The 22,794-nt window shown below is 61.5% G+C and carries 17 protein-coding genes and 1 pseudogene; 12 read left to right on the top strand and 6 right to left on the bottom strand.

The genetic code is table 11. The features are described from left to right. Window positions 1–10: 10 nt before the first annotated feature. Genes D3879_RS18185 through D3879_RS18175 form a run of 3 tightly spaced genes read right to left on the bottom strand, consistent with a single transcriptional unit; the run spans window position 11 to window position 3,627 of the window. Window positions 11–943 carry an ABC transporter permease gene (locus tag D3879_RS18185; protein WP_119955666.1) on the bottom strand — a complete coding sequence of 311 codons (933 nt, stop codon included), beginning with the start codon at window positions 941–943 and terminating at the stop codon, window positions 11–13. A 1-nt stretch (window position 944) separates the two neighbouring features. Next, window positions 945–2,024: an ABC transporter permease gene (locus D3879_RS18180; RefSeq protein WP_218567852.1), complete on the bottom strand. Its 1,080-nt coding sequence runs from the start codon at window positions 2,022–2,024 to the stop codon at window positions 945–947. A gap of 34 nt (window positions 2,025–2,058) precedes the next feature. Further along, a complete protein-coding gene (locus D3879_RS18175; RefSeq protein WP_119955665.1) occupies window positions 2,059–3,627 on the bottom strand; it encodes an ABC transporter ATP-binding protein in 1,569 nt (522 codons plus the stop codon). Between the two features lie 545 nt (window positions 3,628–4,172). Between D3879_RS18175 and D3879_RS18170 the strand changes: the two are divergent. The 10 genes and pseudogenes from D3879_RS18170 to D3879_RS18125 form a co-directional block, all read left to right on the top strand. After that, a pseudogene (locus tag D3879_RS18170) lies at window positions 4,173–4,352 on the top strand (chorismate mutase); the annotation flags it as partial. Between the two features lie 40 nt (window positions 4,353–4,392). Next, the gene (locus D3879_RS18165) at window positions 4,393–4,722 is read left to right on the top strand and encodes a DHCW motif cupin fold protein (protein ID WP_119955663.1); all 330 of its coding nucleotides are present in this window, start codon (window positions 4,393–4,395) and stop codon (window positions 4,720–4,722) included. A 70-nt stretch (window positions 4,723–4,792) separates the two neighbouring features. Continuing rightward, the gene (locus tag D3879_RS18160) at window positions 4,793–5,164 is read left to right on the top strand and encodes a DUF2784 domain-containing protein (RefSeq protein WP_119955662.1); all 372 of its coding nucleotides are present in this window, start codon (window positions 4,793–4,795) and stop codon (window positions 5,162–5,164) included. Window positions 5,165–5,639: 475 nt separating this feature from the next. Then, window positions 5,640–6,650 carry a DUF2235 domain-containing protein gene (locus D3879_RS18155; RefSeq protein WP_119955661.1) on the top strand — a complete coding sequence of 337 codons (1,011 nt, stop codon included), beginning with the start codon at window positions 5,640–5,642 and terminating at the stop codon, window positions 6,648–6,650. An 81-nt stretch (window positions 6,651–6,731) separates the two neighbouring features. Then, complete coding sequence (locus tag D3879_RS26835) at window positions 6,732–8,417, top strand: N-acetylmuramidase domain-containing protein (protein WP_218567845.1); 1,686 nt, start codon at window positions 6,732–6,734, stop codon at window positions 8,415–8,417. A gap of 216 nt (window positions 8,418–8,633) precedes the next feature. Further along, on the top strand, window positions 8,634–9,443 hold the full coding sequence (locus D3879_RS18145; protein ID WP_119955660.1) for an SDR family oxidoreductase: 810 nt from the start codon (window positions 8,634–8,636) through the stop codon (window positions 9,441–9,443). Window positions 9,444–9,655: 212 nt separating this feature from the next. After that, window positions 9,656–10,822: an MFS transporter gene (locus tag D3879_RS18140; RefSeq protein ID WP_119955659.1), complete on the top strand. Its 1,167-nt coding sequence runs from the start codon at window positions 9,656–9,658 to the stop codon at window positions 10,820–10,822. A gap of 248 nt (window positions 10,823–11,070) precedes the next feature. Further along, entirely contained in the window at window positions 11,071–12,543 is a 1,473-nt protein-coding gene (locus D3879_RS18135) for an inorganic phosphate transporter (RefSeq protein WP_119956342.1), read from the top strand. Window positions 12,544–13,523: 980 nt separating this feature from the next. After that, window positions 13,524–13,952, top strand: a complete 429-nt coding sequence (locus D3879_RS18130; RefSeq protein WP_119955658.1) for a hypothetical protein — start codon at window positions 13,524–13,526, stop codon at window positions 13,950–13,952. 87 nt (window positions 13,953–14,039) lie between these two features. Beyond that, complete coding sequence (locus tag D3879_RS18125) at window positions 14,040–14,372, top strand: YnfA family protein (RefSeq protein WP_119955657.1); 333 nt, start codon at window positions 14,040–14,042, stop codon at window positions 14,370–14,372. A 49-nt stretch (window positions 14,373–14,421) separates the two neighbouring features. Here D3879_RS18125 and D3879_RS18120 read toward each other — a convergent pair whose 3' ends face one another. From D3879_RS18120 to mnmC, 3 genes are all read right to left on the bottom strand, one after another. Further along, complete coding sequence (locus tag D3879_RS18120) at window positions 14,422–14,649, bottom strand: YheU family protein (RefSeq protein WP_119955656.1); 228 nt, start codon at window positions 14,647–14,649, stop codon at window positions 14,422–14,424. A gap of 71 nt (window positions 14,650–14,720) precedes the next feature. After that, window positions 14,721–17,483 carry a hybrid sensor histidine kinase/response regulator gene (locus D3879_RS18115; RefSeq protein ID WP_119955655.1) on the bottom strand — a complete coding sequence of 921 codons (2,763 nt, stop codon included), beginning with the start codon at window positions 17,481–17,483 and terminating at the stop codon, window positions 14,721–14,723. A gap of 190 nt (window positions 17,484–17,673) precedes the next feature. Beyond that, on the bottom strand, window positions 17,674–19,653 hold the full coding sequence (mnmC, locus tag D3879_RS18110) for a bifunctional tRNA (5-methylaminomethyl-2-thiouridine)(34)-methyltransferase MnmC2/FAD-dependent 5-carboxymethylaminomethyl-2-thiouridine(34) oxidoreductase MnmC1 (protein ID WP_119955654.1): 1,980 nt from the start codon (window positions 19,651–19,653) through the stop codon (window positions 17,674–17,676). Window positions 19,654–19,954: 301 nt separating this feature from the next. On the opposite strand from mnmC, the gene pap reads away from it, so the two are divergent. Together pap and D3879_RS18100 are read left to right on the top strand one after the other, a co-directional pair. Continuing rightward, the gene (pap, locus tag D3879_RS18105; RefSeq protein ID WP_119955653.1) at window positions 19,955–21,442 is read left to right on the top strand and encodes a polyphosphate:AMP phosphotransferase; all 1,488 of its coding nucleotides are present in this window, start codon (window positions 19,955–19,957) and stop codon (window positions 21,440–21,442) included. Between the two features lie 120 nt (window positions 21,443–21,562). Next, window positions 21,563–22,747 carry a thiolase family protein gene (locus tag D3879_RS18100; RefSeq protein ID WP_119955652.1) on the top strand — a complete coding sequence of 395 codons (1,185 nt, stop codon included), beginning with the start codon at window positions 21,563–21,565 and terminating at the stop codon, window positions 22,745–22,747. The last annotated feature ends 47 nt before the right edge of the window (window positions 22,748–22,794 follow it).

The following is a 22,794-nucleotide window of genomic DNA, read 5'->3' as shown; positions in this document are numbered from 1 at the left end:
CGCAGTTAAATCAAGCGTCCGGCCGGTAGGGCTGGCCGAGCGACATGGGTGAATTCAGCCGGATGGTCTGCAGGTTCCGGGAAATCAGCACCAACACAATGATCGTGGCCAGATAGGGCAGCGCCGAGAGGAACTGCGACGGCACATCGATCTGCAGTCCCGAGCCCTGGATAAACAACTGACTGATCATCACCCCGCCGAACAGGTAGGCCCCGACCATCACTCGCAGCGGCCGCCAGGTGGCGAACACCACCAGCGCCAGCGCGATCCAGCCGCGGCCCGAGACCATACCCTCGACCCATAGCGGGGTGTAGAACACCGACAGGAAGGCGCCGCCGATACCGGCCATGGCTCCACCAAAGGTGGTTGCCAGGTAGCGGATGCCGATCACCGAATAGCCGATCGAATGGGCAGACGAAGGCGATTCCCCGACGGCGCGCAAGATCAGTCCGGCGCGGCTTTTGTAGAGGAACCAGAGCACGCCGCCGAGCAGGGCCCAGGAGAAATAGACCAAGGACTGCTGGTTGAACAGCGCCGGCCCGATAAGCGGAATATCGGCCAGCAGCGGAATGCGCAGCGCCGGTACGGCTTGCAGGGTCAGCGACTCGTAGGGTTTGCCGATAAAAGCCGACAGGCCGACACCGAAGATCGCCAGCGCCAGCCCGGAGGCCACCTGATTGGCCATCAGCGTTAGCGTCAACAGGCCAAAGAGCAGGCTCATCAGCGCACCGGCAGCCATGCCGGCCAGTACACCGAGATAGGGGTTGCCGCTGTAATGGGTGGCGGCGAAGCCGGCTACTGCGCCCATCGCCATGGTGCCTTCCGCGCCCAGGTTGAGCACCCCGGCCTTTTCGGTGATCAGTTCGCCCAGGGCCACGATAATCAGCGGAGTGCCCGCCACTAGGGTGGCGAACAGAATTGAGGTAATCAGACTCTGCTCCATCTCAGTTCCCCGCCTTAGCCAGTGTCCGACGCACGCGCAGCCGGTAGTTGATGAACAGGTCGGAGCCGAGCAGGAAGAACAGCAACATGCCCTGGAACACCTTTGAGATCGAAGAGGGCAGGCTCAGATACTGCTGCGCCTGCTCGCCGCCGATATACAGCAGCGCCATCAAAAGGCTGGCAAAGAAGATCCCGATGGGATTCAGCCGCCCGACGAAGGCCACGATGATGGCGGCAAATCCGTAGCCGCTGGCGACCTTGTCAGTCAACTGGCCCATAGGCCCGGCGACCTCGGCCATGCCGGCCAGACCCGCGCTGGCCCCGCCCGCCAGCAGGCCGATCCAGATCATCAGCTTGGCCGAGAAACCGGCATAGCGCGCCGCATCCGTCGCCTCGCCGGCCACGCGCATCTTGAAACCGAGAAAGCTCTTCTGCATAAACACATAGCCGACCGCCAGTACTCCGAGGGCGATCACGAAGGCGAGGTTCAGCCGTGTGCCCTCGATCAGCATCGGCAGCAGCGCCGAGTCGGAGAACATCTTGGTCTGCGGGAAATTGAAGCCTTCGGGGTCAATCCAGGGCCCGAACACCAGCCAGGACACCAGCAACTGGGCAATGTAGACCAGCATCAGCGAGACCAGAATCTCATTGGCGTTGAAACGGGTGCGCAAGAGCGCCGGAATCGCCGCCCAGGCCGCGCCACCGAGCGCCCCGCCCACAACCATCGCCACCAGTACCTGCGGGCCGCTAACGTTCTCGAGGTACAGCGCCACACCCGTCGCCGCGCAGGCGCCGACGATAAACTGGCCTTCCGCGCCGATATTCCAGACATTGGCCCGGAAGCCGATGGCCAGCCCAACTGCGCAGAGCATCAGTGGGGTGGCTTTTAACAGCAGTTCGGCCACCCCGTTCCAGTTGCGCACCGGATTGAGGAAGAACACCTGGAAGCCTTCGAGCGGGTCTTTACCCAAGGCGGAAAACACCAGCAGCCCGCCGAGCACGGTCAGTGCCACCGCAATCAGCGGCGACACATAGCTCATGGTGCGCGAGGCTTCGGGACGGGTTTCAAGCTTGAAGTACAGCATGGCTCGTTTTCCCTTTTTATTGATGGCCGGTTTATTGATTGCTGGTCGATGCCGGCGCGCTCTCGGCGCCCGGCCACATGCCACTCATCCACACGCCTATGTCCTCCACCGAGGTCTCGGCCGGTGGTCGGGTCGGCGACAGCCTGCCCTTGGCGATCACCGCGATGCGGTCGCAAATCTCGAACAATTCATCCAGCTCTTCGGAGACCACCAGCACCGCGCAGCCACTGTTTCTCAGGTCGATGATCTGCTGGCGGATAAAGGCCGCCGCGCCCACATCCACGCCCCAGGTCGGTTGTGCGGCGACTAGCAGCTTAGGTGCCTGCATGATTTCGCGGCCCATGATGTACTTCTGCAGATTGCCGCCGGACAGCGACCTGGCCTGCGCGGCTGGCCCGCCGCACTTGACGTTGAATCGCTCGATGCACTCCCGTGAGAAGGCCTTGGCGGCGCGGAAATCGATCAGCCCGCGCTTGACCAGGGCCTTCGATGTGGCGGCCGTGAGGATGGCGTTGTCGCTGAGCGCCATGCTCGGCACCGCGCCGCGGCCCAGGCGCTCTTCCGGCACGAAGCACAGCCCGATCTGCCGGCGGCGGTCGGGCGGCAAGTGTCCCGCCGCGTTCCCGCAGATCAGCACCGGGGCTTTCTCGCGCAGCGTGGTCTCCCCGGAAATGACCGCCAACAGCTCGGCCTGGCCATTGCCCGAAACCCCGGCGATGCCGACGATCTCGCCGGAGCGCACCTCCAGCTGAAGGTCTTTGAGATCGGTGCCGAACGGATCGGCCGAGGCCAGGGACAGCCCCGCCAGTTTGAGTCGGACCTCGCCGCCGGCCTGCGCCGTCGTGTGTTCGCAGGCCGGCAGATCCTTGCCGATCATCAGCCGCGCCATGCTCTTGGGGGTTTCCTGGGCGGGAATGCAGGCGCCCGTGACCTTGCCGGCCCGCAGCACGGTGGCGCTGTGGCACAGGTCCTGGATTTCGTCGAGTTTGTGGCTGATATAGAGGATCGAGCAGCCTTCGCTCGCCAACTTGCGCAGGGTCTCGAACAGCTTGCGCACCGCCTGCGGGGTGAGCACCGAGGTCGGTTCGTCCATGATCAGCAGTCTGGGGTTTTGCAGCAGGCAACGCACGATTTCGACCCGCTGGCGCTCGCCGACGGACAGCGCATGCACGTGCCGACGGGGATCGACCGGTAGGCCGTAGCGCTCGGAGACCGCCTCGATGCGGCGGGCCAGATCCAGCAAATCGGGTTTGCCCGGTAGGGCCAGAGCGACGTTTTCCAGCACGGTCAGGGTCTCGAACAGCGAGAAGTGCTGGAACACCATGCCAATGCCCAGGCTGCGGGCATGGGCCGGGTTTTCCACCGCGACCGGCTGGCCCTCCCAGAACATCTCGCCAGCGCTCTGCCGGGTCACGCCGTAGATGATCTTCATTAGCGTCGACTTGCCGGCGCCGTTCTCGCCCAGCACGGCATGAATCTCGCCGGGCATGACGGTCAGGTCGATCCCATCGTTGGCGACGACCGTGGGGTACACCTTGCAGATGCCTTTCAAGGTCAATCTAGGCAGCGTATCGGGCGTGGCTGTAGCGAACTCATTCATTGAGTTTTCTCCTTGTCTCCGATGACCTTAGCAGCCCTGACGAGCCGGGCTCGGTGTCTTGGGGGGCTCATCGCGGTGTTCGCCGATGCTCCCTTTTTGAGTGCCCACCCGCTGCCCGACAAGTTATGCGCGGGAGCGTGCTGTTGTGTACTACGTTTATGGAAAGTTGTGCAACAGGCTGTGAACAATGTAGTAAAAATATGTCGACAAAATTGTCGGCGGAAGAGCCAGGACCGGACCACTCGCCAGAGTCAGCAAAAGGTGACTGCTTTTTCCCCAATATGGACGGCAATCCGCTGCCGATCCTGGCCGCCTATCGCACCGCGCTCGTCGTGGGCTGCTGGCCGATCGGCATGCCCGGTTGTTGCCGTAACCTGCGGAAACAGGCGTGCTACTGTTGGGCTGGTACAAGCTGCTGCAGTTGCCGTCGCCTGGGTGAAGTTCACCGAGCAGGGCTGCGTCGGTTAAGGTGCTGTACTCGCCCAGGTGGTAAGTACTACGTAAGCGTGCTGTTCATGTAGGAGCAATGGCGGCGCGCTTCGCGCTTTAAGCGCAACACCGATGAGGTGCAGGCCCCACAGCGGGTGGCGCAGGTGCTCGCCAAGGTCAGGGGGCTGGCGCAGGATCAGGGCGCCGACCCACAGGTGGTGGAGGCGCTGTATCGGGCGATGATCGCGGCCTTTATCGAGGCCGAGCTGGCCGAGCAAGCGCGGCTCAGCGAATGAGCCGCCTATTCAATAACCAGCAAACCCTAAGGACGGCCCCATGCAACTGAGCGATATCCCCTTCGGCACCACCGATTGGTCGGCCGTGGAGCCCACCGAGCATCCTGGCGAGACTGGCGTGGCCTATTGGCGCACCCGCCAGTTCGGCGCGCTGCGGGTGCGGATGGTGGAATACTCGCCAGGTTACCTGGCCGACCACTGGTGTGTGAAGGGCCATATCCTGCTGTGTCTGGAGGGCGAGCTGCATACAGAACTGAAGGATGGTCGCCACTTCCTGCTCAAACCGGGGATGAGCTATCAGGTGGCGGATAACGCCGAGCCGCACCGTTCCTTCACGCCGATGGGCGCCAAGCTGTTTGTGCTGGATTGAGGCTGTCCCCGATGGTCGCTGACTCTGCCTCCTACTTGTCGTTGTCGTTGCCGCAGGGCAGGACGCCGGCATGATCTACCGTCTGGCTGCGGACGCCGTGGTGCTGGTCCATCTGCTGTTTATCCTCTTCGTGCTGCTCGGCGGGCTGTTGGTGCTGAAGTGGCGCTGGCTGGCCTGGGTTCACCTGCCGGCGATGGCCTGGGGTACTACGGTCGAACTCTTCCATCTGTTCTGCCCACTGACGCCGCTGGAGAACCAGTTGCGCCGGGCCGCCGGCGAGGCGGGCTATGCCGGCGGTTTTATCGAGCACTACCTGCTTCCCCTGATCTACCCGGCCGGGCTGACCCCGCAGCTCCAATTGTGGCTGGGCGGCCTGGTGTTGCTGATCAATACGCTGGTCTATGCCTGGCTGCTGAATCGCCTGCTTAGCCAGCAGCGCTAGGGCGCTGCGCCGCCCGCCGGTGCCTGCGCAGGGCACAACTCACGGCTTAGTTACTGGGCAGCCGCTGGAAACCTGGCCTAGTTTGCTCGCCACGCCACGCCGCCCTGGGCCTTCATCGATGACCTGATCATCGAGAACCAACAGGGCTACAAGCAGGCCGAATTCTGGCCATGGCCCTCAAACGCCTGAGCCGTGGTTCCGCGAATAGAGGATGCTTAGCACCAGCCCAGCCAGCTTCCTTCCCTGTCATGCGGCGGCCCGCTTCCCACTGTTGGGCAAATGGGAGCGATCCGCTCCTTGCTTATGCGCGGAAATAACGTTTATCGCGAAGCTCTCTAGCAGCCGCCGGGCCCCGGCCTAGCCTTTAACTTAATGCCAGCCTTGTTCGCGCAAGGCTGCGGCTTAACCCTGCTCCACAGGGCGTGCGCAGGGTGGGTTCGGCCTATGGCTTAGGGCTATGCCCGAGGAGAGGGCGATGCAGCGGAATCTGGTACTGCTATTCGATGGCACCTGGAATAAACAGCAAGACAAGACCAATGTTTGCCAGATGCTGGAGTCAATTACCTCCTCGGGGCCGCATGATGGCCAGCAACCGTATTTTTATGATCCTGGAGTGGGGACCGACTGGCATGAAGTGCTGGCGGGGGGCGCCTTTGGCTATGGGCTGTCGGCGAATATTCGCCAGGGCTACCGGTGGCTATGCGAGCACTACCAGCCAGATGACAACATCTTTGTGTTTGGCTTCAGTCGCGGCGCGTATACCGCGCGCAGCCTGGTCGGCTTGATCCGCAAATGCGGCGTGCTGCGAAGTGCCTCAGCGAATCTGGTAGCCCAGGCCTACGATCTCTATCGCGATAAGGCGGTCGCCCCCGAAAGTCCGCTGGCGCAGGCCTTCCGCCAGTCCTTCGCGCGGGAGGCGCGGGTGAAGTTCATCGGCGTCTGGGACACAGTCGGGGCCCTGGGGATTCCGGTTTCCGGTCTGCCCTTCAGCCGTGACTACTACCAGTGGCACGATACCGAGCTCAGCAGGATCGTCGACTATGCCTACCATGCCATCGCCCTCGACGAGCATCGAAAGGACTACCAAGCGGCGGTTTGGGTGACTCAGGACAAACAGAAGAAAGCCGAGAATATCGAGGTCGAGCAGCGCTGGTTTATCGGTGCTCACGCCAATGTGGGCGGCGGTTACAAAAATGACCGACTGCCCAGCATTCCTTTGCGTTGGCTGCAGGACAAAGCGGGGGCTTGCGGTTTGACGTTCGCCGCAAAAGCGACGGTAGGAGACAGCGATCACCGTGCGCTGGTGGTCGACTCCTACTCCCAGTTCATGTTCGGTCTGTACAAGAATCTGAAAAATGAGTTCAACCGCCCTTTCGGCCTGGGGGTCAATGAAACCGTCGATGACTCGGTCTGGTTGCGTTGGAAAGCGGACCCCGCATATCGACCGGCCTGCCTGTTAGCGCATAGCGACAGGCCGAGTGATTAACCAGCCAGGTAGCCATAGGCTCGAGCTCGTCAGCCACTTTGACGGGCCTTGAGCGGAGGAGGCCAGGCGAGGAGGGTGGCGATGGATAACGGGACAACCATATGGTTGCTGGCAGCCGGCGTGGTGCTGGGGGCCATTTCTATCGTGATGCGGGTGCATACGGTCGGTAAGTACGAGGTCAAGACCCTCGATCTGGCGTTCCTAATCGTTCCGCTGATGGTTTGGTCGATCGCCACCGGCAAGCTCAAGGATGTCGACATGTTCGGGGTGAAGGTCAATCTCTCCGAGCAATTGGTGAATGCGGCGAACACCGGGATCGAGGATCAGGTCCTCCACAACTCCGAACAGTTGAACGTGAAGAATGCGGAGGAGGTGGTGAAGAACGGTGGCAGGGTCGGTAATGAGGAACTGCGGGAGCTGAAAGAGCGGTGCATCAGAGACCTGGAATTCAAGCTCGGTCACGACGGTTACACCGGTCCGGCGATCAAGGCCTATTTCGAAGCGCTGTATGGCAGCTCCTATCTGCGGGTGGTGGTGATCAATGAACCGCACGGTAAGTTGTTCGGCACTTACAAAGCGACCAGTCTGATCGACTATCTGCGCCTCGCTGGCGACTCGGGTTACGTGCAGTTCCAGCAGCTGTTGAAGAGCAACAGCGAGGTCGACAGGGCGCAACTGAGCAAGCTACCTGGGTTCGTCGGCGTCGACTTGGCGGTAACCAACGACACCTCCAAGCGCAATGCGTTGGCGCGCATGGAAGATCTCGACATCGATAGACTGCCGGTGGTGAACAAGGCCAGGTTCTTCATGGGAACTGTGGGGCGGGCGAGGCTGACCACCGGCCTGATCCTGGCCGCCACCGACAAACAGGAAAAGCAATCGTTGGCTGAGGCGGGCGCAGAGAGCCGTAATCCCTGTCCGAACCCCTTGGTCCGCCATTTACCTGGAGGGCTGGACATGAACTTCGTGGATAAGGCACGGCCGCTCAGCCGCAAGGGGCTGGCCGAGGGGCTGGAGCGGCTCGAGCTAGGCAGCGGGCAAACTGCGGCGCTGTGGGCGGTGTTCGAGGTGGAAACCTCCGGCATCACCCAGGGCTTCGGCTTTCGCGCCGATCGCCGACCGCAGATTCTCTTCGAGCGGCACAAGTTTCGTGATGCGACGCAAGGCCGCTTCAATACTAGCCATCCGGATATCTCCGGGCCGCAAGGCGGTTATGGCAGCCTGAGCACTCAATACCCGAAGCTGGATAAGGCCATCGCGCTGAGTGAAGAGGCGGGGCTGGGGACCGAACCAGCTTTGCGCTCGGCCTCCTGGGGGCTGGGCCAGGTCATGGGATTCAACTATGAGTTAGCGGGTTTCGCCTCGGCCACGGAAATGGTCAAGGCGATGGTGCACAGCGAAGATGCCCAACTGCTGGGGATGATCGGCTATCTGGCCAGCACCGGCCTGGTCAAACATCTGAAGAGCCAGAACTGGGAAGCCTTCGCCAGGGGCTATAACGGCAAGAGCTATGCGCAGAACAGGTACCACATCAAGCTGGAGGAACAGTATGCCCGCTTCTCCAGTGGCTCGATGCCGAACATCGAGGTGCGTACCGCTCAGGCTGGCCTGTTGGTACTGGGTTATGCGCCCGGCAAGATCGATGGTGTCATGGGCCAGCGCACCAAGGGCGCGCTGAGCAACTTCCAGATCGCCAATGGTCTGCCGGCCAGTGGCGAGCTGGATGCGGGCACCTACGAGAAGCTGGTTGCCGTGGCCTTTAGCTGATACCTGGGGCTGCTCGGCAGCACCCACTCCCGTCCGGTGGCAGTTCTGTCTTGGCAGGTTGCCGGTGGGGCCAGAGAGAGGTCGCGGCGGGTAAGTCTTGGCCGGGCGCGGCCGCATTTTTCTCGCATCATTCAGCAGCCTAATGGTGCGTGGGCTGCACTATTGCCTTCGCTACACTGCGGCCATCTACCACAGAACACACAAGGCAACCTCACTATGCAAAACCGCATGATGATCACCGGCGCGGGTTCCGGCTTGGGTCGCGAAATCGCTCTGCGTTGGGCGCGCGAAGGTTGGCAACTAGCGTTGTCCGACGTCAACGAGCCGGGCCTGACGGAAACCCTGCAACTGGTCCGTGAGGCCGGCGGTGATGGTTTCACCCAGCGTTGCGATGTGCGCGACTACAGCCAGCTCACCGCGCTGGCTCAGGCCTGCGAAGAGAAGCTGGGCGGCATCGACATCATCGTCAACAACGCTGGCGTGGCCTCCGGCGGCTTCTTCAGCGAGTTGTCGCTGGAGGATTGGGATTGGCAGATCGCAATCAACCTGATGGGCGTGGTCAAGGGTTGCAAGGCATTCCTGCCATTGCTCGAACGCAGCCAGGGCAAGATCATCAACATCGCCTCCATGGCGGCATTGATGCAGGGGCCGGCCATGAGCAACTACAACGTGGCCAAGGCTGGCGTGGTGGCACTTTCCGAGAGCCTGCTGGTCGAGTTGAAACAGCAGGAGATTGGCGTACATGTGGTCTGCCCGTCGTTCTTCCAGACCAACCTGATGGACTCCTTCCGTGGCCCAACCCCGGCGATGAAGGCGCAAGTCGGCAAATTGCTGGAAAACGGGCCGATCAGCGCGGCGGATATTGCTAATTACATCTATCAAGAAATCGCCAAGGGCGAATTCATGATCCTGCCGCATGAGCAAGGCCGGATGGCCTGGGCCCTGAAACAGAAAAACCCGCAGGCGCTCTATGACGAGATGAGCACGGTCGCCGATAAAATGCGTGCCAAGGGCAAGCAGGGATAGGGTGGGTTAAGCCGCAGGCCGTAACCCATCAATCAGCCCAGGGGGGCTGGCCAGAAAGCCTGTTAGGCGATACATGAGCGCCGTCTGGCAATCCGTCTGGTGGGCTACGCCGCTTCGCGGCTAACCCAACCCTATGCTCGGGCTTGCCTCCTGCTGGCCGGGGAAGTAGGGTGGCTGGCCCGGCCTGCTTGCCGTAAGCCCTTGGAGTTCTTGTGAAACCCGCATCTCGGGCCATGCTGTTGCTGGCTCTGGTGCTGGCGGCGATTAATTTGCGCCCCGGCATTACCTCCCTTGCCCCGCTGATCGAGCGCATCGCCAACGAACTCGCGCTCAGCCGTGGGTTGATCAGCCTGACCACCGCCTTACCAGTGTTGTGCATGGGCCTACTGGCCCCGCTGGCCCCGCGTCTGGCAATGCGCTTCGGCCTGGAACGGACCATCGCAGCCTGCTTGGGATTGATCTGCGCGGCCTTGCTGTTGCGCCTGGCCGGGCAGTCGAGCCTGATTCTGATCGGCAGCGCGATAGTGATCGGTGCCGGTATCGCGATAGCCGGGCCGCTGCTCTCCGGGTTCATGAAGCGGCATTTTGTCGAACATCTTGGTCAAATCGTCGGCTGGTACTCCTTCAGCATGGCGATTGGCGGTGCGGCTGGCGCGGTGCTCACCATACCGGCAACCCAACTGCTGGGTGATCGCTGGGTCTTTGGCCTGGCGATCTGGGCGCTACCGGCCTTGTTCGCATTCCTGCTGTGGCTGCGTCTGCCGAATAAAGCCGAAACCGCCAGCGAAGCCGGTGCCAGTGGCGGTCTGCCGTGGGGCGAGTCGCGGGCTTGGCTGATCACCGGGTTTTTCGCCATCCAGGCCGGTCTGTTCTACGCCTTGGCCACCTGGCTGGTGGCGCGTTATCACGAAGCCGGTTTCACCCTGCTGCACAGTAATGCGCTGTTCAGCACCTTTATGCTGGTCGGTTTGCCGAGCGCCTTTCTGTTGCCCTGGCTGGCGCAGCGTTTCGATAACCGTTCTCAGCTGCTGCTGATTTGTGGGCTGTCTTCAGCCTTGTGCCTGGGCATGATCACCTTCATGCCGACCTTCATACCTGAGTTCTGGGCGATGTTGATGGGCTTTGGTTTGAGCGGCTCCTTCGCACTGTCGCTGGTACTGCCGTTGTACGAAGCGCACACGCCGCTGGCCGTCAGTCGCTGGACCGCGATGATGCTCTGTGCCGGTTACAGCATGGCTAGCCTGACCCCGATTCTGGCCGGCCTCGGCCGCGATCTGGCCGGCGATTACCAGTTGCCCTTTATGGTACTCACGGGTCTGGCGCTGCTGATGAGCGTTCTGGCCTGGCAGCTGCGCCTACGGCCGGGCAAAGCGTGCTGAATTCATAGAGTAAGCGCAACGCCGGCCAACGCAGCGCCTTTGCCGCTGTTGACCCCGTGGAGTCGATGTTATGAGGCGTTTCTGATGTGTCGTATCGACGCATCAGAAACCTCCGCTTTAGAGCTGTTGCCTTCGAAGCACGCGAAGCGAGTTGGCCTGCTAGCTTTACCAACCGACAGTTTGTGGATTTGCTCACAGGCTTTATCTGGCATAATCGCGCCCCCTTCAGTTCCGGTCATAAAACCTTCATGTTCGAATTCTTCAGCGGGCTTGATGCCTGGGTCGTCGTGAGCTTGTTACTCGCCCTGGCCTTCGTCCTCACCTTCGAATTCATCAATGGTTTCCATGACACCGCCAACGCGGTGGCCACGGTCATCTATACCAAAGCCATGCCGCCGCATCTGGCGGTGATGCTTTCCGGTCTGTTCAATTTCCTCGGCGTGCTGCTCGGTGGCGTCGGCGTGGCTTATGCCATCGTCCATCTGCTGCCGGTGGAACTGTTGATCAATGTCGATACCGGCCACGGCCTGGCCATGGTGTTCTCCCTGCTTGCCGCCGCCATCGCCTGGAACCTAGGCACCTGGTATTTCGGCATTCCCGCCTCCAGCTCGCACACCTTGATCGGCTCGATCCTCGGGGTTGGCCTGGCCAATGCGCTGATTACCGAGATCCCGTTGGCGGATGGGGTCAACTGGCAGAAGGCGATTGATATCGGCATCTCCCTGGTCGCCTCGCCGGCCGCCGGTTTCATGGTCGCCGCGCTGCTGCTGCTGTCGCTGCGCTGGTGGCGGCCGTTGTCGAAGATGCACAAGACCCCGGAACAGCGCCGCGAGATCGACGACAAGAAGCACCCACCATTCTGGAATCGCCTGGTGCTGGTGCTTTCGGCCATGGCCGTGAGCTTCGTGCATGGCTCCAACGATGGCCAGAAAGGCATCGGCCTGATCATGTTGGTGCTGATCGGCATTGTACCGAGCCAGTTCGTGCTGGATCTGAACAGCACCACCTACCAGATCGAGCGGACCCGCGATGCCACTGTGCACCTCAGTCAGTTCTACGAACGTAACCACGCCACCCTCAGCGAATACCTGGCCCTCGGCAGGAACAACGGCACTGAGCTGCCGAAGAAGTTTCGCTGCGACGCCAAGCTGACCGAACCGACCATCGCCGCGTTGCTGAAAGGCCTGGAAGGCGTGCAGAACTACAACGAGCTGCCGGCGGAAAGCCGCATCCAGACCCGCCGCTACCTGCTCTGCCTGGATGACACCGCGAAGAAGGTTGGCAAGCTGCAAGGCCTGGACAAGCGCGAGAAGGCCGACCTGGAGAAGCTGCGCAAGGATCTGACCGCTACCACCGAATACTCGCCGTTCTGGGTCATCCTTGCGGTCGCCCTGGCTTTGGGGATTGGCACCATGGTCGGTTGGAAGCGGGTGGTGCTGACCGTTGGTGAGAAGATCGGCAAGCAAGGCATGACTTACGCCCAAGGCATGTCTGCGCAGATCACCGCAGCCTGCGCAATTGGTTTGGCTAACGTGTTCAGCCTGCCGGTATCGACTACCCATGTTCTGTCCTCGGGTGTCGCCGGAACCATGGTCGCGAACAAGAGCGGCCTGCAAGGCGGTACCGTGCGCACCATCCTGCTGGCCTGGGTGCTGACTTTGCCGACGTCGATGGCCTTGGCGGCGGGCTTGTTCTGGCTGGCGACCAAGCTGCTCGGGTAAGTCGAAATTTTGAAAAAGCCTCGCCTAGTGCGGGGCTTTTTTTATGGTGCGCCAGGCATGGCGCGTAGCGCCGTGACTGGCGCTGTCTGGCTCACTGTGGTGGTGAGCTGGATGACTTGGAGGTGGAAGTCCTCTACACACCCGGCAAGGGGAAGTGTTAGCTGAAGGCAAGGGTGTCGCGGGCGACTGCGAATCTGAAGGAAGCCGAAGGCAAACTGCTGGCCTGACGAACAGGAAGCGGATTAGGCGGCGTAGCAGGGTGAGGTAGCCATAATTGCCAAAGCCCGATACTTGCACGGAACGCTACGACGTATATCCGACAGGCATAAGCAGGAAGGTCGCGCGAATTACCCTGGGAGATCTGTTCGCCTGCCATGTGCTACCGGCATCGTGAGGTGACGGGATGGGCGAGCAGAAGTCAGCCGAGGCCGTAGTAGTTGCTCGGAACCGGAGCAATGAAGGGCTGAACCTGCCATGAGCGGATAGTCAGGTGTGCTCTCTGAGCGGGTCGCAGGCACAAGCTCCCTTATACGGAGGCCTGGACAATCAGGAGGTAGGGGCCGGAAGTCCCGAGAGCCTGTCCGGGTGCTTAGACTACGCGGGCGACACATCGAACGAAACCAAGCTCGCTGATGCAGTTTGTCAGTAGGCAGGAACCGCCGTATACGGAACCGTACGTACGGTGGTGTGGGAGGACGGCGGGGGTGACCCCGCCTCCTACCCGATGACGCTGGAAAGGGCCGTAGGAGCGGATTTATCCGCGATGCTTTGTGGTCCCATCGCGGATAAATCCGCTCCCACAGACGCTCGCCGCTTACTCCTGTAGGCGCGCGCGTGCTGCTTTAAGCCATATTTCAGTGACCCCAATCGCTGATTGAATTACCACTCACCCCGGTTCTGGCAAATCGCTGTATAAGGCAGAGGTTTTCCAGGCCTTTGTCCTGTGTTAGAAGGCTGCCTTCATTTCCTGGAGTGCCCGCGTGGAGTCCGAATCCATCGTCTATGGCTGTATCCGTGACTGGCCGTCCGCCGACCCGGAGCAGCGGCGCTTGCGGCGTGTGACTAACCACCGTGAGCTGAATGCTTTACCCGATGGCGAGGCTTGGCCGTTTCTCGGGCGGGAGATGTTTTCTTTCTGCGAGCAAACAGGTGAAGGGCTGTACCAGACGCAGGTGATCCACTTCGGTGCGAGCTACCGCGCGGTGGAGTACGAGTGGAGTCTGTGGGTCGAACAGTTCGAGGCCCTGCTCAAGCGTTTGTACTGGGGTAGTGCGGTCGTCCACCTGGAAACCGAACTGAATGGCACCCATACCTTCCGCTGGGAGTCGGAGAAGGGCTTTCACAGCCCCCAGGAAGATGGCTTACGCGTGCGCTGTGCCTGGGAGCATGAGGGCGGCTTACGCGGTTAGGGCGGACTGTCCATCGCCGGGCCTTTCGCTGGGCAAGGCGTGCGCCATGCCCACCCGCTAAATTGCAATTAACCAAGAGAGCCCTGGATGCTCAATTACCTGTGGTTCTTCCTTGCCGCATTGTTCGAGATTGCTGGCTGCTATGTCTTCTGGATGTGGCTGCGGATGGGCAAAAGTGCCTGGTGGCTGGCGCCTGGGCTGTTCAGCCTGACGCTGTTCGCGGTGCTGCTGACCCGCGTCGAAGCGTCCTATGCCGGGCGTGCATATGCGGCCTATGGCGGCATCTATATCGTTGCTTCGCTGTTCTGGCTAGGCGTGATCGAACGAGCGCGGCCGTTGGCCAGTGATTGGTTGGGGGCGGCGCTCTGTGTGCTGGGCGCGAGCATCATTCTGTTGGGCCCACGTTTCTCGCAATCGTAGGCTGGGTTTCGCTATCGCTCTACCCGGCCTACGGGGACTTGCAATCCCGTCAGGGCAACCAATCCCGAGGCACGTCGCGCTTCATTGCCAGCTGGCATTGTTCGCTTTCCGGATCGAACACGATCACCGCTTCGCCTTTATCCAGCGCGCGACGAACCCGTAAAACGCGAGTTTCCAGTGGGGTTTCATCGCCATTGTCGGTGCCGTCACGGGTGACGAAGTCTTCGATCAGACGGGTGAGGGTGTCGACTTCTAACAGCTGCTGGGGGATTAACACGAGGGCACTTCTCCAAAACGCTGGGCGATGTTAGCGCTCTGAGGTCGTAAAGCAAGGCCAAAACCTCGCTGTTAGCTGGAGGTTTCCAGCGGCTGGCTGAGCAGGTAGCGATCCAGGGTGCCGTACAGCAGTTTGCTGTCCAGTGGCTTGCCGAGGAAGTCGTCCATACCGGCGTCGGCGCCAAGCTGCCGGTGTTCATCGAGGATGTGGGCGGTTAGTGCGATGATCGGTACTGCCGTTAGCTGCTTGTTGCGCTCCAATCGACGGATCTGCCGGGTGGCTTCGAAGCCATCCATCTCGGGCATTTCGCAGTCCATCAGGATCAGTTGAATGGCGGCGGGGTTGCGGTTGTATTCGCTGACGGCGGCCAGGCCGTTGGTCACCAGGCGCACGATGTAGCCGCGTTTCTTCAAAAAGCCCTGCACTACTAATTGGTTCACCGGATTGTCCTCGGCGACCAGGATGCATGGCGTCGTGCCGCTAGCACTGTGGATTTCGCTGGTTGGCGGGCGGGGTTCTGTCCGACGTTCTTGGTAAAGCTCTAACAGCGCCTCGCGCAAGGGCGTTACGGCCACCGGCTGGGCCAGGTTGAGCAGGCGCAGGCCGTCGCTGGTCGGCAGTTGTTGGCACTGTTCGGGTGGGCACAGCAGCAGTACGCGTTGGCCGGGTTGCAGGCGTGGGCGCAGCGAGTCCAGCCAGTGCGCCACGCTGCCAGGCCAGGGCGACATCAGCACCAGCAGCGGAGAGACGGCGAAATCGTCGAGGTAGTCGTGTAGGCGCTGTGGGTTTTGGCAGCGCTCGGTGCGCATACCCCAGCGCCCGAGCAGCCGGCTGAGGGCATCGAGGCCGAGGCCGTCCAGCGAAGTGAGCAGGGCGGTGCGCCCCTTGAGCAATTGGCTCAACTCATCCGCTGGTTCGTCGCTGTCGGGCAGCGCTACATCGAAGGCGAAGCGGGTGCCCTGGCCTGGCGTGCTCTGTACTTCGATATGGCCGCCCATCATTTCCACCAGCTCCTTGCTGATGGCCAGGCCGAGGCCGCTGCCACCGTAACGGCGGGTGGTGCTGGAATCGCCTTGGGCGAAGGACTCGAACAGCTGGGTCAGCGCCTCTTCAGGAATGCCGATGCCGCTGTCGCTGATGGCGAAGACCAGATGCGCTGCGCCCTGGCTATCGCGACGGCGGCAGACGTTGACGGCCACATGACCTTCGGCGGTGAACTTCAGGGCATTGCTCAAGAGGTTCATCAGTACCTGTTTCAGCCGCGTCGGATCACCCTGGATGCGTCGCGGTACGCCGCCCTCGAGGCTGACGTAGAGGCGCAGGTGTTTCTCCAGGGCCTGGGCGGTAAACAGGCTGAGGGTGTCGGAGAGCAGCACTTCGAGGTCGAAGTCGATATGTTCCAAACTCAGCTTGCCGGACTCGATCCGCGCGTAGTCGAGAATGTCGTTGATCACCGCCATCAGTGAGCTGCCCGAGCTGGCGATGGTGTCGACATAGAAGCGTTGGCTACGGTCCAGCGGCGTGCTTTTGAGCAGTTGCAGCATGCCCAGCACGCCGTTCAGCGGCGTGCGGATCTCATGGCTCATCTTGGCCAGGAAGCGGCTCTTGGCCTGGTTCTCGATCTCCGACTGCTCGGCGGCTTGGCGTGAGTGGAAGCCTTCCTCTTTGAGCCGATTGATCCGATCGGCGAGACCGATGGAGAGGGTGATCAGCTCAATAGTGACGCCGACTTTGATCACCGTCGCGCCGTAGATACCGAACAGCTCGATACCTAGAGAGCCACTGGTGGCGATGATGAACGAGACCAGCAGAATGCCCCAGGCCAGGATGTAGTAGGAGCCATAGCGCAAACCCCTGCGCCAGACGTAGGCACCGCTGAGCAGGAGGATGACGGAGACGGCCAGTACGGTCAGGCTGGCGAGGATGTTCCAGGCTTGTAGGCCGATCAGCGGCAGGGACACTAGGCAGCCGAAGATGGCCAGCATAAACAGGCGCAGGCCCAGATCGAGGCGCGGGAAATGGTGCCGAGTATGCAGAAAGTGCCGGCTGAACTGGGTGGCGCTGAAGCAGTGCAGGAACATCAGGATGTAGATGCTCACCGATTGCAGGGCGACATGCTCGGGCAGCAGTTTGAACAGGGTGCCATCGAAGCAGGCGGTGAACAGGCCGATGTTCAGGTTGTAAATCAGATACCAGAAATACGCCGGCTCGCGTAGCGATAGAAACAGAAACAGGTTGTAGCAGAACATGGCGAACAGCACGCCATAGAAGGCGCCATTAACGCCCATCAGGCTTTCCTGGGCGGCGGCGCTGGCGCCGTAGGTGCTGAAGAACAGCGGTACAAATACTGTGCTGGTGGTTTCCACGCGGATCAGCAGGGTACTGCTGCCTGCTGGCAGGCTGACTGGAAACCAGAAATTGCGCACCTGTACCGGTCGCTGCGAGAAGGCGAAGCTGTCGCCGCTTTCCTGCTCTTGGAGCTGGCCATCCGGTTTGAGCAGGTAGACCTGCAGGCGGTCGAGCAGCGGGTAATTGACTTCCAGATAGCCGGCCAAGTCATGTGCGCGGCTGTTGAGCAGCTGTACCTTGAACCACCAGACCGAGCTGTTCTTGCCGAGGTTGGCGTGATCGCCGGTGACCGGTCGGAAGTCCGTATCAGGCAAGGCGCGGACGTCCTCGAGGGTGAAACTGCCGTGGCGATCTTCGAGGTAGCCCATGTAAGGGCCGAGTGACAGGCGCAGCTCATCCTGGTTCAGCGGTGCGGGCAACCAGGCCCAAGCCCAGGCGGGCCCGGTGAGCAAGAGCAGCAGCAACGCCAGACAAATTCGAGGCATCCGCAAATCTCATTGTTGTTATCTGGAGGGGCTAACGGTGCTGCTCCCCTCGCCTTATGTCTGGCACTGTGCCCTTATGCCGGCCGGCCTTCAAGTGTCGTTTTCAGGCTGTCGACGGTTAGCACGCGGGGCTCGCGCCGTGCTCCAGTTGCTGGCTAAAGCGAGCAAGCCTTGTGCCGGTTGGGCGGGCTTACTTCTTGCCGCGGATCAGTTCGCGCAAGGCAAAGCGATTGGGGTGGCAGGCTTCGGCGACGTCTCGGGGTACGGGTAGCGGTTCGTTATCGATCCAAGCGGCCAGCAGTTCGCCAGACAGCGGCGCGGTGATCAGCCCGCGCGAGCCTTGGCCGCTGTTGACGTACAAACCATCCAGCCAGGGGCAGGGGATGTCCGGGGTTTGCCGGGCGTCTTTGCCCAGCACCGCATACGCGTTGGCAAAGGCTGCACGGTCCGCCAGTGGGCCGACGATGGGTAGGTAATCCGGGCTGGTGCAGCGGAAGGCGGCGCGGCCGGCAAGCGTGGCGGGATCGAGTTGCTCAGCATGCAGACGCTGAGTTAAATCCGCAGAGATTTCCCGTAGCAACTCGAGGTTGCTGGCGTGCTCGGCGGCGCTCGGGGTCAGGTCGTCGCTCTTGAAGTCGAAGCTGGCGCCAAGGGTGTGCTCACCCAGGCGAGCCGGCGCGACATAACCTTCGGCGCAAACCACGGTGCGTAGCGCGGCGCTTTCGGTGGTTTCCACGAGGCGGGTAATTTGCCCGCGAATGCGTTTCAGCGGCAGCCCGGCACTCTGCGGGAAGCGGCGGATTTCGGCGGCGCCGGCTAGCACCACAACCGCCGCGCTGGCGAGTAACTGATCGCCGGCCCAGGCTTGCCACAGCTCACCTGCGCGGCGCAGTTCCAGTGCTTCTTGATGTGGCTGCAGGCTGATGTTCGGGTGAGTGGCCAGCAGGCGACAGAGTGCCGGCGGATGCACCCAGCCGGCCTCGGGGTAATACAGGCCGCCGGCGGACAGGCTGACGCCGGCGCGCGTTTGCGCGTCTGTCTGGCTTAGGTTCTGCAGGAGGTCATTCGGGAAGGCGTTGGCCAGTTGCGCTTGGCGCTCGGTTTCCTTGTCATCGAAAGCCAGTTGCAGCACGCCGCAGGCATCCCAATCGATGCCACGCTGCATGCGTTCCAGTAGGCGCCGAGTATGGCCAAAGCCGCTGACGATCAGCCGTGACAGCGTCGTGCCATGGGCTGACAGCTTGAGATAGAGCACGCCCTGCGGGTTACCGGAGGCCTCTTGCGCCAACTCGGCGTGGCGTTCCAGCAACTGTACCTGCCAGCCGCGCGCCGCCAGGCTGGCTGCGCTTGCGCACCCGGCGAGGCCTGCGCCGATCACCAGTGCTGAGCGTGTGGGGGCAACAAAGCTGGGGCGGGCGAACCAGGGTTTAGCTGTCTTACTCAGTTCGCCGCTAAAGCGGCCTTTCAACACTTCCCACTTGTGCCCCAGGCCGGGCACCCGGCGTATGTGAAAACCCGCGTCTTTCAGCGCGCGGCGCACAAAGCCGGCGCTGGTGAAGGTGCCCAGGGTGGTGTCCGCGGTGGAGAGCCGGGCGAGTTGGGTGAACAGTTCGGGCGTCCACATGTCGGGGTTTTTCGCGGGGGCGAAGCCGTCGAGAAACCAGGCGTCGACCTGGGCATCCAGCTCCGGCAGCATCTCCAGGGCATCGCCAATCAGCAGCGTCAGCACCACCCGCCCGTCGGCGAACACGAGGCGCTGGAAGCCGGGATGAATGGCGATGTACTGCGTCAACAATTCGTTGGCGAAGGCTTCCAGTTCAGGCCACAGCATCAGCGCGCGCTGTAAATCGGCGCGGCTGAGGGGATATTTCTCGACGCTGACGAAATGTAGCTGTGCGCCGGCTGGCGCGGTTTCAGCGAACAACTGCCAGGCGCAGAGAAAATTCAGCCCAGTGCCGAACCCGGTCTCGCCAATCACCATGCGCCCGCCGCTGGGCAGGGCGGCAAAGCGCGCCGGCAGGTCGTTATTGGCGAGGAACACGTAGCGTGTCTCTTCCAAACCCGAGGTGTTGGAGAAGTACACGTCGTCATACGCGCGCGAGTGCGGTTGACCTTGCTCGTCCCAGTCTATTTGGGCGTGGGCGGGTTGAGTGCGGGGAGTGTCGGACATATCAGCTTCTACCACGACGAGGGGCGCATTCTAGCCGATCCGCATGCCATCGCCTCGTAGCCCGGACGCTAGTGTGGATGGCGCGGATCGTAGGGTGGGTTAGACGCCCATTCGCCATTCGGATTGCTTGCACAATGCCGAGAGGCGGCGTAACCCACCATTGGCGGCATGAGGCGGTGGGTTACGGCTCCTTTACGCTTCGCTTGTGTATCGGCATCCGTGTTCGGGAGCCTAACCCACCCTACGCCCTAACGTTATCCGCTAGGCTGAGCGCATCAAGTCAGGGAACGGAGCCACATTTATGTTCGAGTCCGCCGAGATCGGCCACGCCATCGACAAGGATACCTACGACGCCGAACTGCCGGCCCTGCGCGAGGCGCTGCTGGAGGCGCAGTTCGAGTTGCAGCAGCAGCCGCGCTTCCCGGTGATCGTGCTGATCAATGGCATCGAGGGCGCCGGCAAGGGCGAAACGGTCAAGTTGCTCAATGAATGGATGGACCCACGTCTGATTCAGGTCAGCACCTTCGACCAGCAGACCGACGAGGAGCTGGCTCGCCCGGCGGCATGGCGCTACTGGCGGCAGCTGCCGCCGAAGGGACGGATGGGGATTTTCTTCGGTAACTGGTACAGCCAGATGCTGCAAGGGCGGGTCCATGGGCACTTCAAGAATGCGGTACTGGATCAGGCCATCGACAGCGCGGAGAACCTGGAGCGCATGCTGTGTGACGAGGGCGCGCTGATCTTCAAGTTCTGGTTTCACCTCTCGAAAAAGCAGATGAAGGCGCGCCTCAAGGCCTTGCAGGACGACCCGCTGCGCAGTTGGCGCCTGAGCCCGCTGGATTGGCAGCAATCGCAGACCTATGACAAGTTCGTCCGCTATGGCGAGCGGGTGTTGCGCCGCACCAGTCGCGACTATGCGCCCTGGTATGTCATCGAGGGCTTTGACGAGTATTACCGCAGCCTGACGATGGGCCAGATATTGCTTGAAGGCCTGCAAACCGCGCTCAAAAGCAAGCAGCGGCCACAGCGTCACCCACATGCCGGGCCGTTGACCGTTAGCTTGGACAATCGCAGCCTGCTGGGCAGCCTGGACATGAGCCAGCGACTGGATAAGGACGCTTACCAGGAGCAACTGGCGAGCGAACAGGCACGGTTGGCGGGGCTGATGCGCGATAAACGCATGCGCCGGCATGCCTTGGTCACGGTATTCGAGGGTAACGATGCGGCTGGCAAAGGCGGTGCCATCCGCCGGGTGGCTGCGGCGCTCGATCCGCGGCAGTACCGCCTCGTGCCGATCGCCGCGCCGACCGAGGAGGAGCGTGCGCAGCCCTACCTGTGGCGCTTCTGGCGGCATGTCCCACCACGCGGCAAGTTCACCGTGTTCGATCGCTCCTGGTATGGCCGGGTGCTCGTGGAGCGGGTTGAGGGTTTTTGCAGTCAGGCGGACTGGCTACGGGCTTACGGTGAGATCAATGATTTCGAGGAGCAGCTGACTCGTGCAGGTGTAGTGCTTGTGAAGTTCTGGCTTTCGATCGACCAAGACACGCAGTTGCAGCGCTTTAAGGAGCGCGAACAGACTCCCTTCAAGCGCTTCAAGATCACCGAGGAAGATTGGCGCAACCGCGAAAAATGGCCGCTGTACAGCGATGCAGTCGGCGATATGGTCGATCGTACCAGCACAGAGATCGCGCCCTGGACACTGGTCGAGGCCAACGACAAGCGCTTCGCTCGGGTCAAAGTGCTACGCACTATCAACGATGCGCTGGAAGCGGCTTTTGAGCGCGATTGACGGCCAAGGGGATGGTTGCGCATACGCAGGGTGAATGATCGTCGCGCAGTCGCGGCGTCAGGTTTTATCCTGCCGACCTCTAAGCAAATATGCTCTAAACAAACAACAACGAGGTGCGTCATGCGTGAAGTGGTGATAGTCGACAGCGTACGGACTGGTCTGGCCAAGTCTTACCGTGGCAAGTTCAACCTGACCCGTCCTGACGATATGGCGGCTCATTGCGTCAACGCCCTGCTGGCTCGCAATAAACTCGACCCGGCTTCGGTGGAGGACTGCATCGTGGGTGCCGGTTCGAACGAGGGCGCGCAGGGCTTCAATATCGGTCGTAACGTCGCGGTGTTGTCGGGCCTGGGTACTCAGGTTGCCGGGATGACCCTGAACCGCTTCTGCTCTTCCGGCTTACAGGCGATTGCCATTGCCGCCAACCAGATCGCTTCCGGCTGCAGTGACATCATCATTGCCGGTGGTGTCGAGTCGATCACCATGACGATGAAAAGCGTCAACACCGACAATCTGATCAACCCACTGCTGAAACAGAACGTGCCGGGGATCTACTTCCCGATGGGGCAGACGGCTGAAATCGTCGCACGGCGTTACAACGTGAGCCGTGAGCAGCAGGACGCCTACGCCCTGCAAAGCCAGCAGCGCACCGCGCGGGCGCAGGCCGAAGGCCTGTTCAACGACGAAATCGTGCCGATGGCAGTGAAATACCAGGTGGAAGACAAAGCCACCGGCGAGAAGAGCATCCTCGATGGCGTCGTTGATCGCGACGATTGCAACCGTGCAGATACCACTTTGGCCAGCCTGGCGTCGTTGAAACCGGTGTTCGCTGAAGACGGCTCGGTGACTGCCGGTAACGCCTCACAGCTGTCTGACGGCGCCTCCATGACGCTGGTGATGAGCCTGGAAAAAGCCCTCGAGCTGGGTCTGAAACCGCTGGCCTTCTTCCGCGGTTTCACCGTTGCTGGGTGTGAGCCGGACGAGATGGGTATCGGTCCGGTGTACTCGGTACCGAAGCTGCTCAAGGCTCGTGGCCTGAACGTTGCCGATATCGATCTGTGGGAGCTGAACGAAGCCTTTGCTTCGCAGTGCCTCTATGCTCGCGATTTCCTGGAAATCGACAACGAGAAATACAACGTCAACGGCGGCTCCATCTCCATCGGCCACCCGTTTGGCATGACCGGTTCGCGCCAGGTCGGTCACCTGGTGCGTGAGCTGCAGCGGCGTAACCTGCGTTATGGCATCGTCACCATGTGCGTGGGCGGTGGCATGGGTGCTACGGGTCTGTTCGAGGCCGTACGCTAAGAACCTGTTCAATATCTGCTGCACTTGGCCATGCTGCGTTGAAAACA

This window comes from Pseudomonas cavernicola (assembly GCF_003596405.1).
GTDB classification, from domain to species: domain Bacteria; phylum Pseudomonadota; class Gammaproteobacteria; order Pseudomonadales; family Pseudomonadaceae; genus Aquipseudomonas; species Aquipseudomonas cavernicola.
Note: the sequence above shows the minus strand (reverse complement) of the source record. Positions and strands in the feature narration are given on the sequence as shown.

What these genes read in the sequence shown, in the direction of transcription:
- D3879_RS18185 (WP_119955666.1), bottom strand. Translation starts at nt 943, where the DNA reads ATGGAGCAGAGTCTGATTACCTCAATTCTGTTCGCCACCCTAGTGGCG.
- D3879_RS18175 (WP_119955665.1), bottom strand. Translation starts at nt 3,627, where the DNA reads ATGAATGAGTTCGCTACAGCCACGCCCGATACGCTGCCTAGATTGACC.
- D3879_RS18165 (WP_119955663.1), top strand. Translation starts at nt 4,393, where the DNA reads ATGCAACTGAGCGATATCCCCTTCGGCACCACCGATTGGTCGGCCGTG.
- D3879_RS18160 (WP_119955662.1), top strand. Translation starts at nt 4,793, where the DNA reads ATGATCTACCGTCTGGCTGCGGACGCCGTGGTGCTGGTCCATCTGCTG.
- D3879_RS18155 (WP_119955661.1), top strand. Translation starts at nt 5,640, where the DNA reads ATGCAGCGGAATCTGGTACTGCTATTCGATGGCACCTGGAATAAACAG.
- D3879_RS26835 (WP_218567845.1), top strand. Translation starts at nt 6,732, where the DNA reads ATGGATAACGGGACAACCATATGGTTGCTGGCAGCCGGCGTGGTGCTG.
- D3879_RS18145 (WP_119955660.1), top strand. Translation starts at nt 8,634, where the DNA reads ATGCAAAACCGCATGATGATCACCGGCGCGGGTTCCGGCTTGGGTCGC.
- D3879_RS18135 (WP_119956342.1), top strand. Translation starts at nt 11,071, where the DNA reads ATGTTCGAATTCTTCAGCGGGCTTGATGCCTGGGTCGTCGTGAGCTTG.
- D3879_RS18125 (WP_119955657.1), top strand. Translation starts at nt 14,040, where the DNA reads ATGCTCAATTACCTGTGGTTCTTCCTTGCCGCATTGTTCGAGATTGCT.
- D3879_RS18115 (WP_119955655.1), bottom strand. Translation starts at nt 17,483, where the DNA reads ATGCCTCGAATTTGTCTGGCGTTGCTGCTGCTCTTGCTCACCGGGCCC.
- mnmC (WP_119955654.1), bottom strand. Translation starts at nt 19,653, where the DNA reads ATGTCCGACACTCCCCGCACTCAACCCGCCCACGCCCAAATAGACTGG.
- pap (WP_119955653.1), top strand. Translation starts at nt 19,955, where the DNA reads ATGTTCGAGTCCGCCGAGATCGGCCACGCCATCGACAAGGATACCTAC.
- D3879_RS18100 (WP_119955652.1), top strand. Translation starts at nt 21,563, where the DNA reads ATGCGTGAAGTGGTGATAGTCGACAGCGTACGGACTGGTCTGGCCAAG.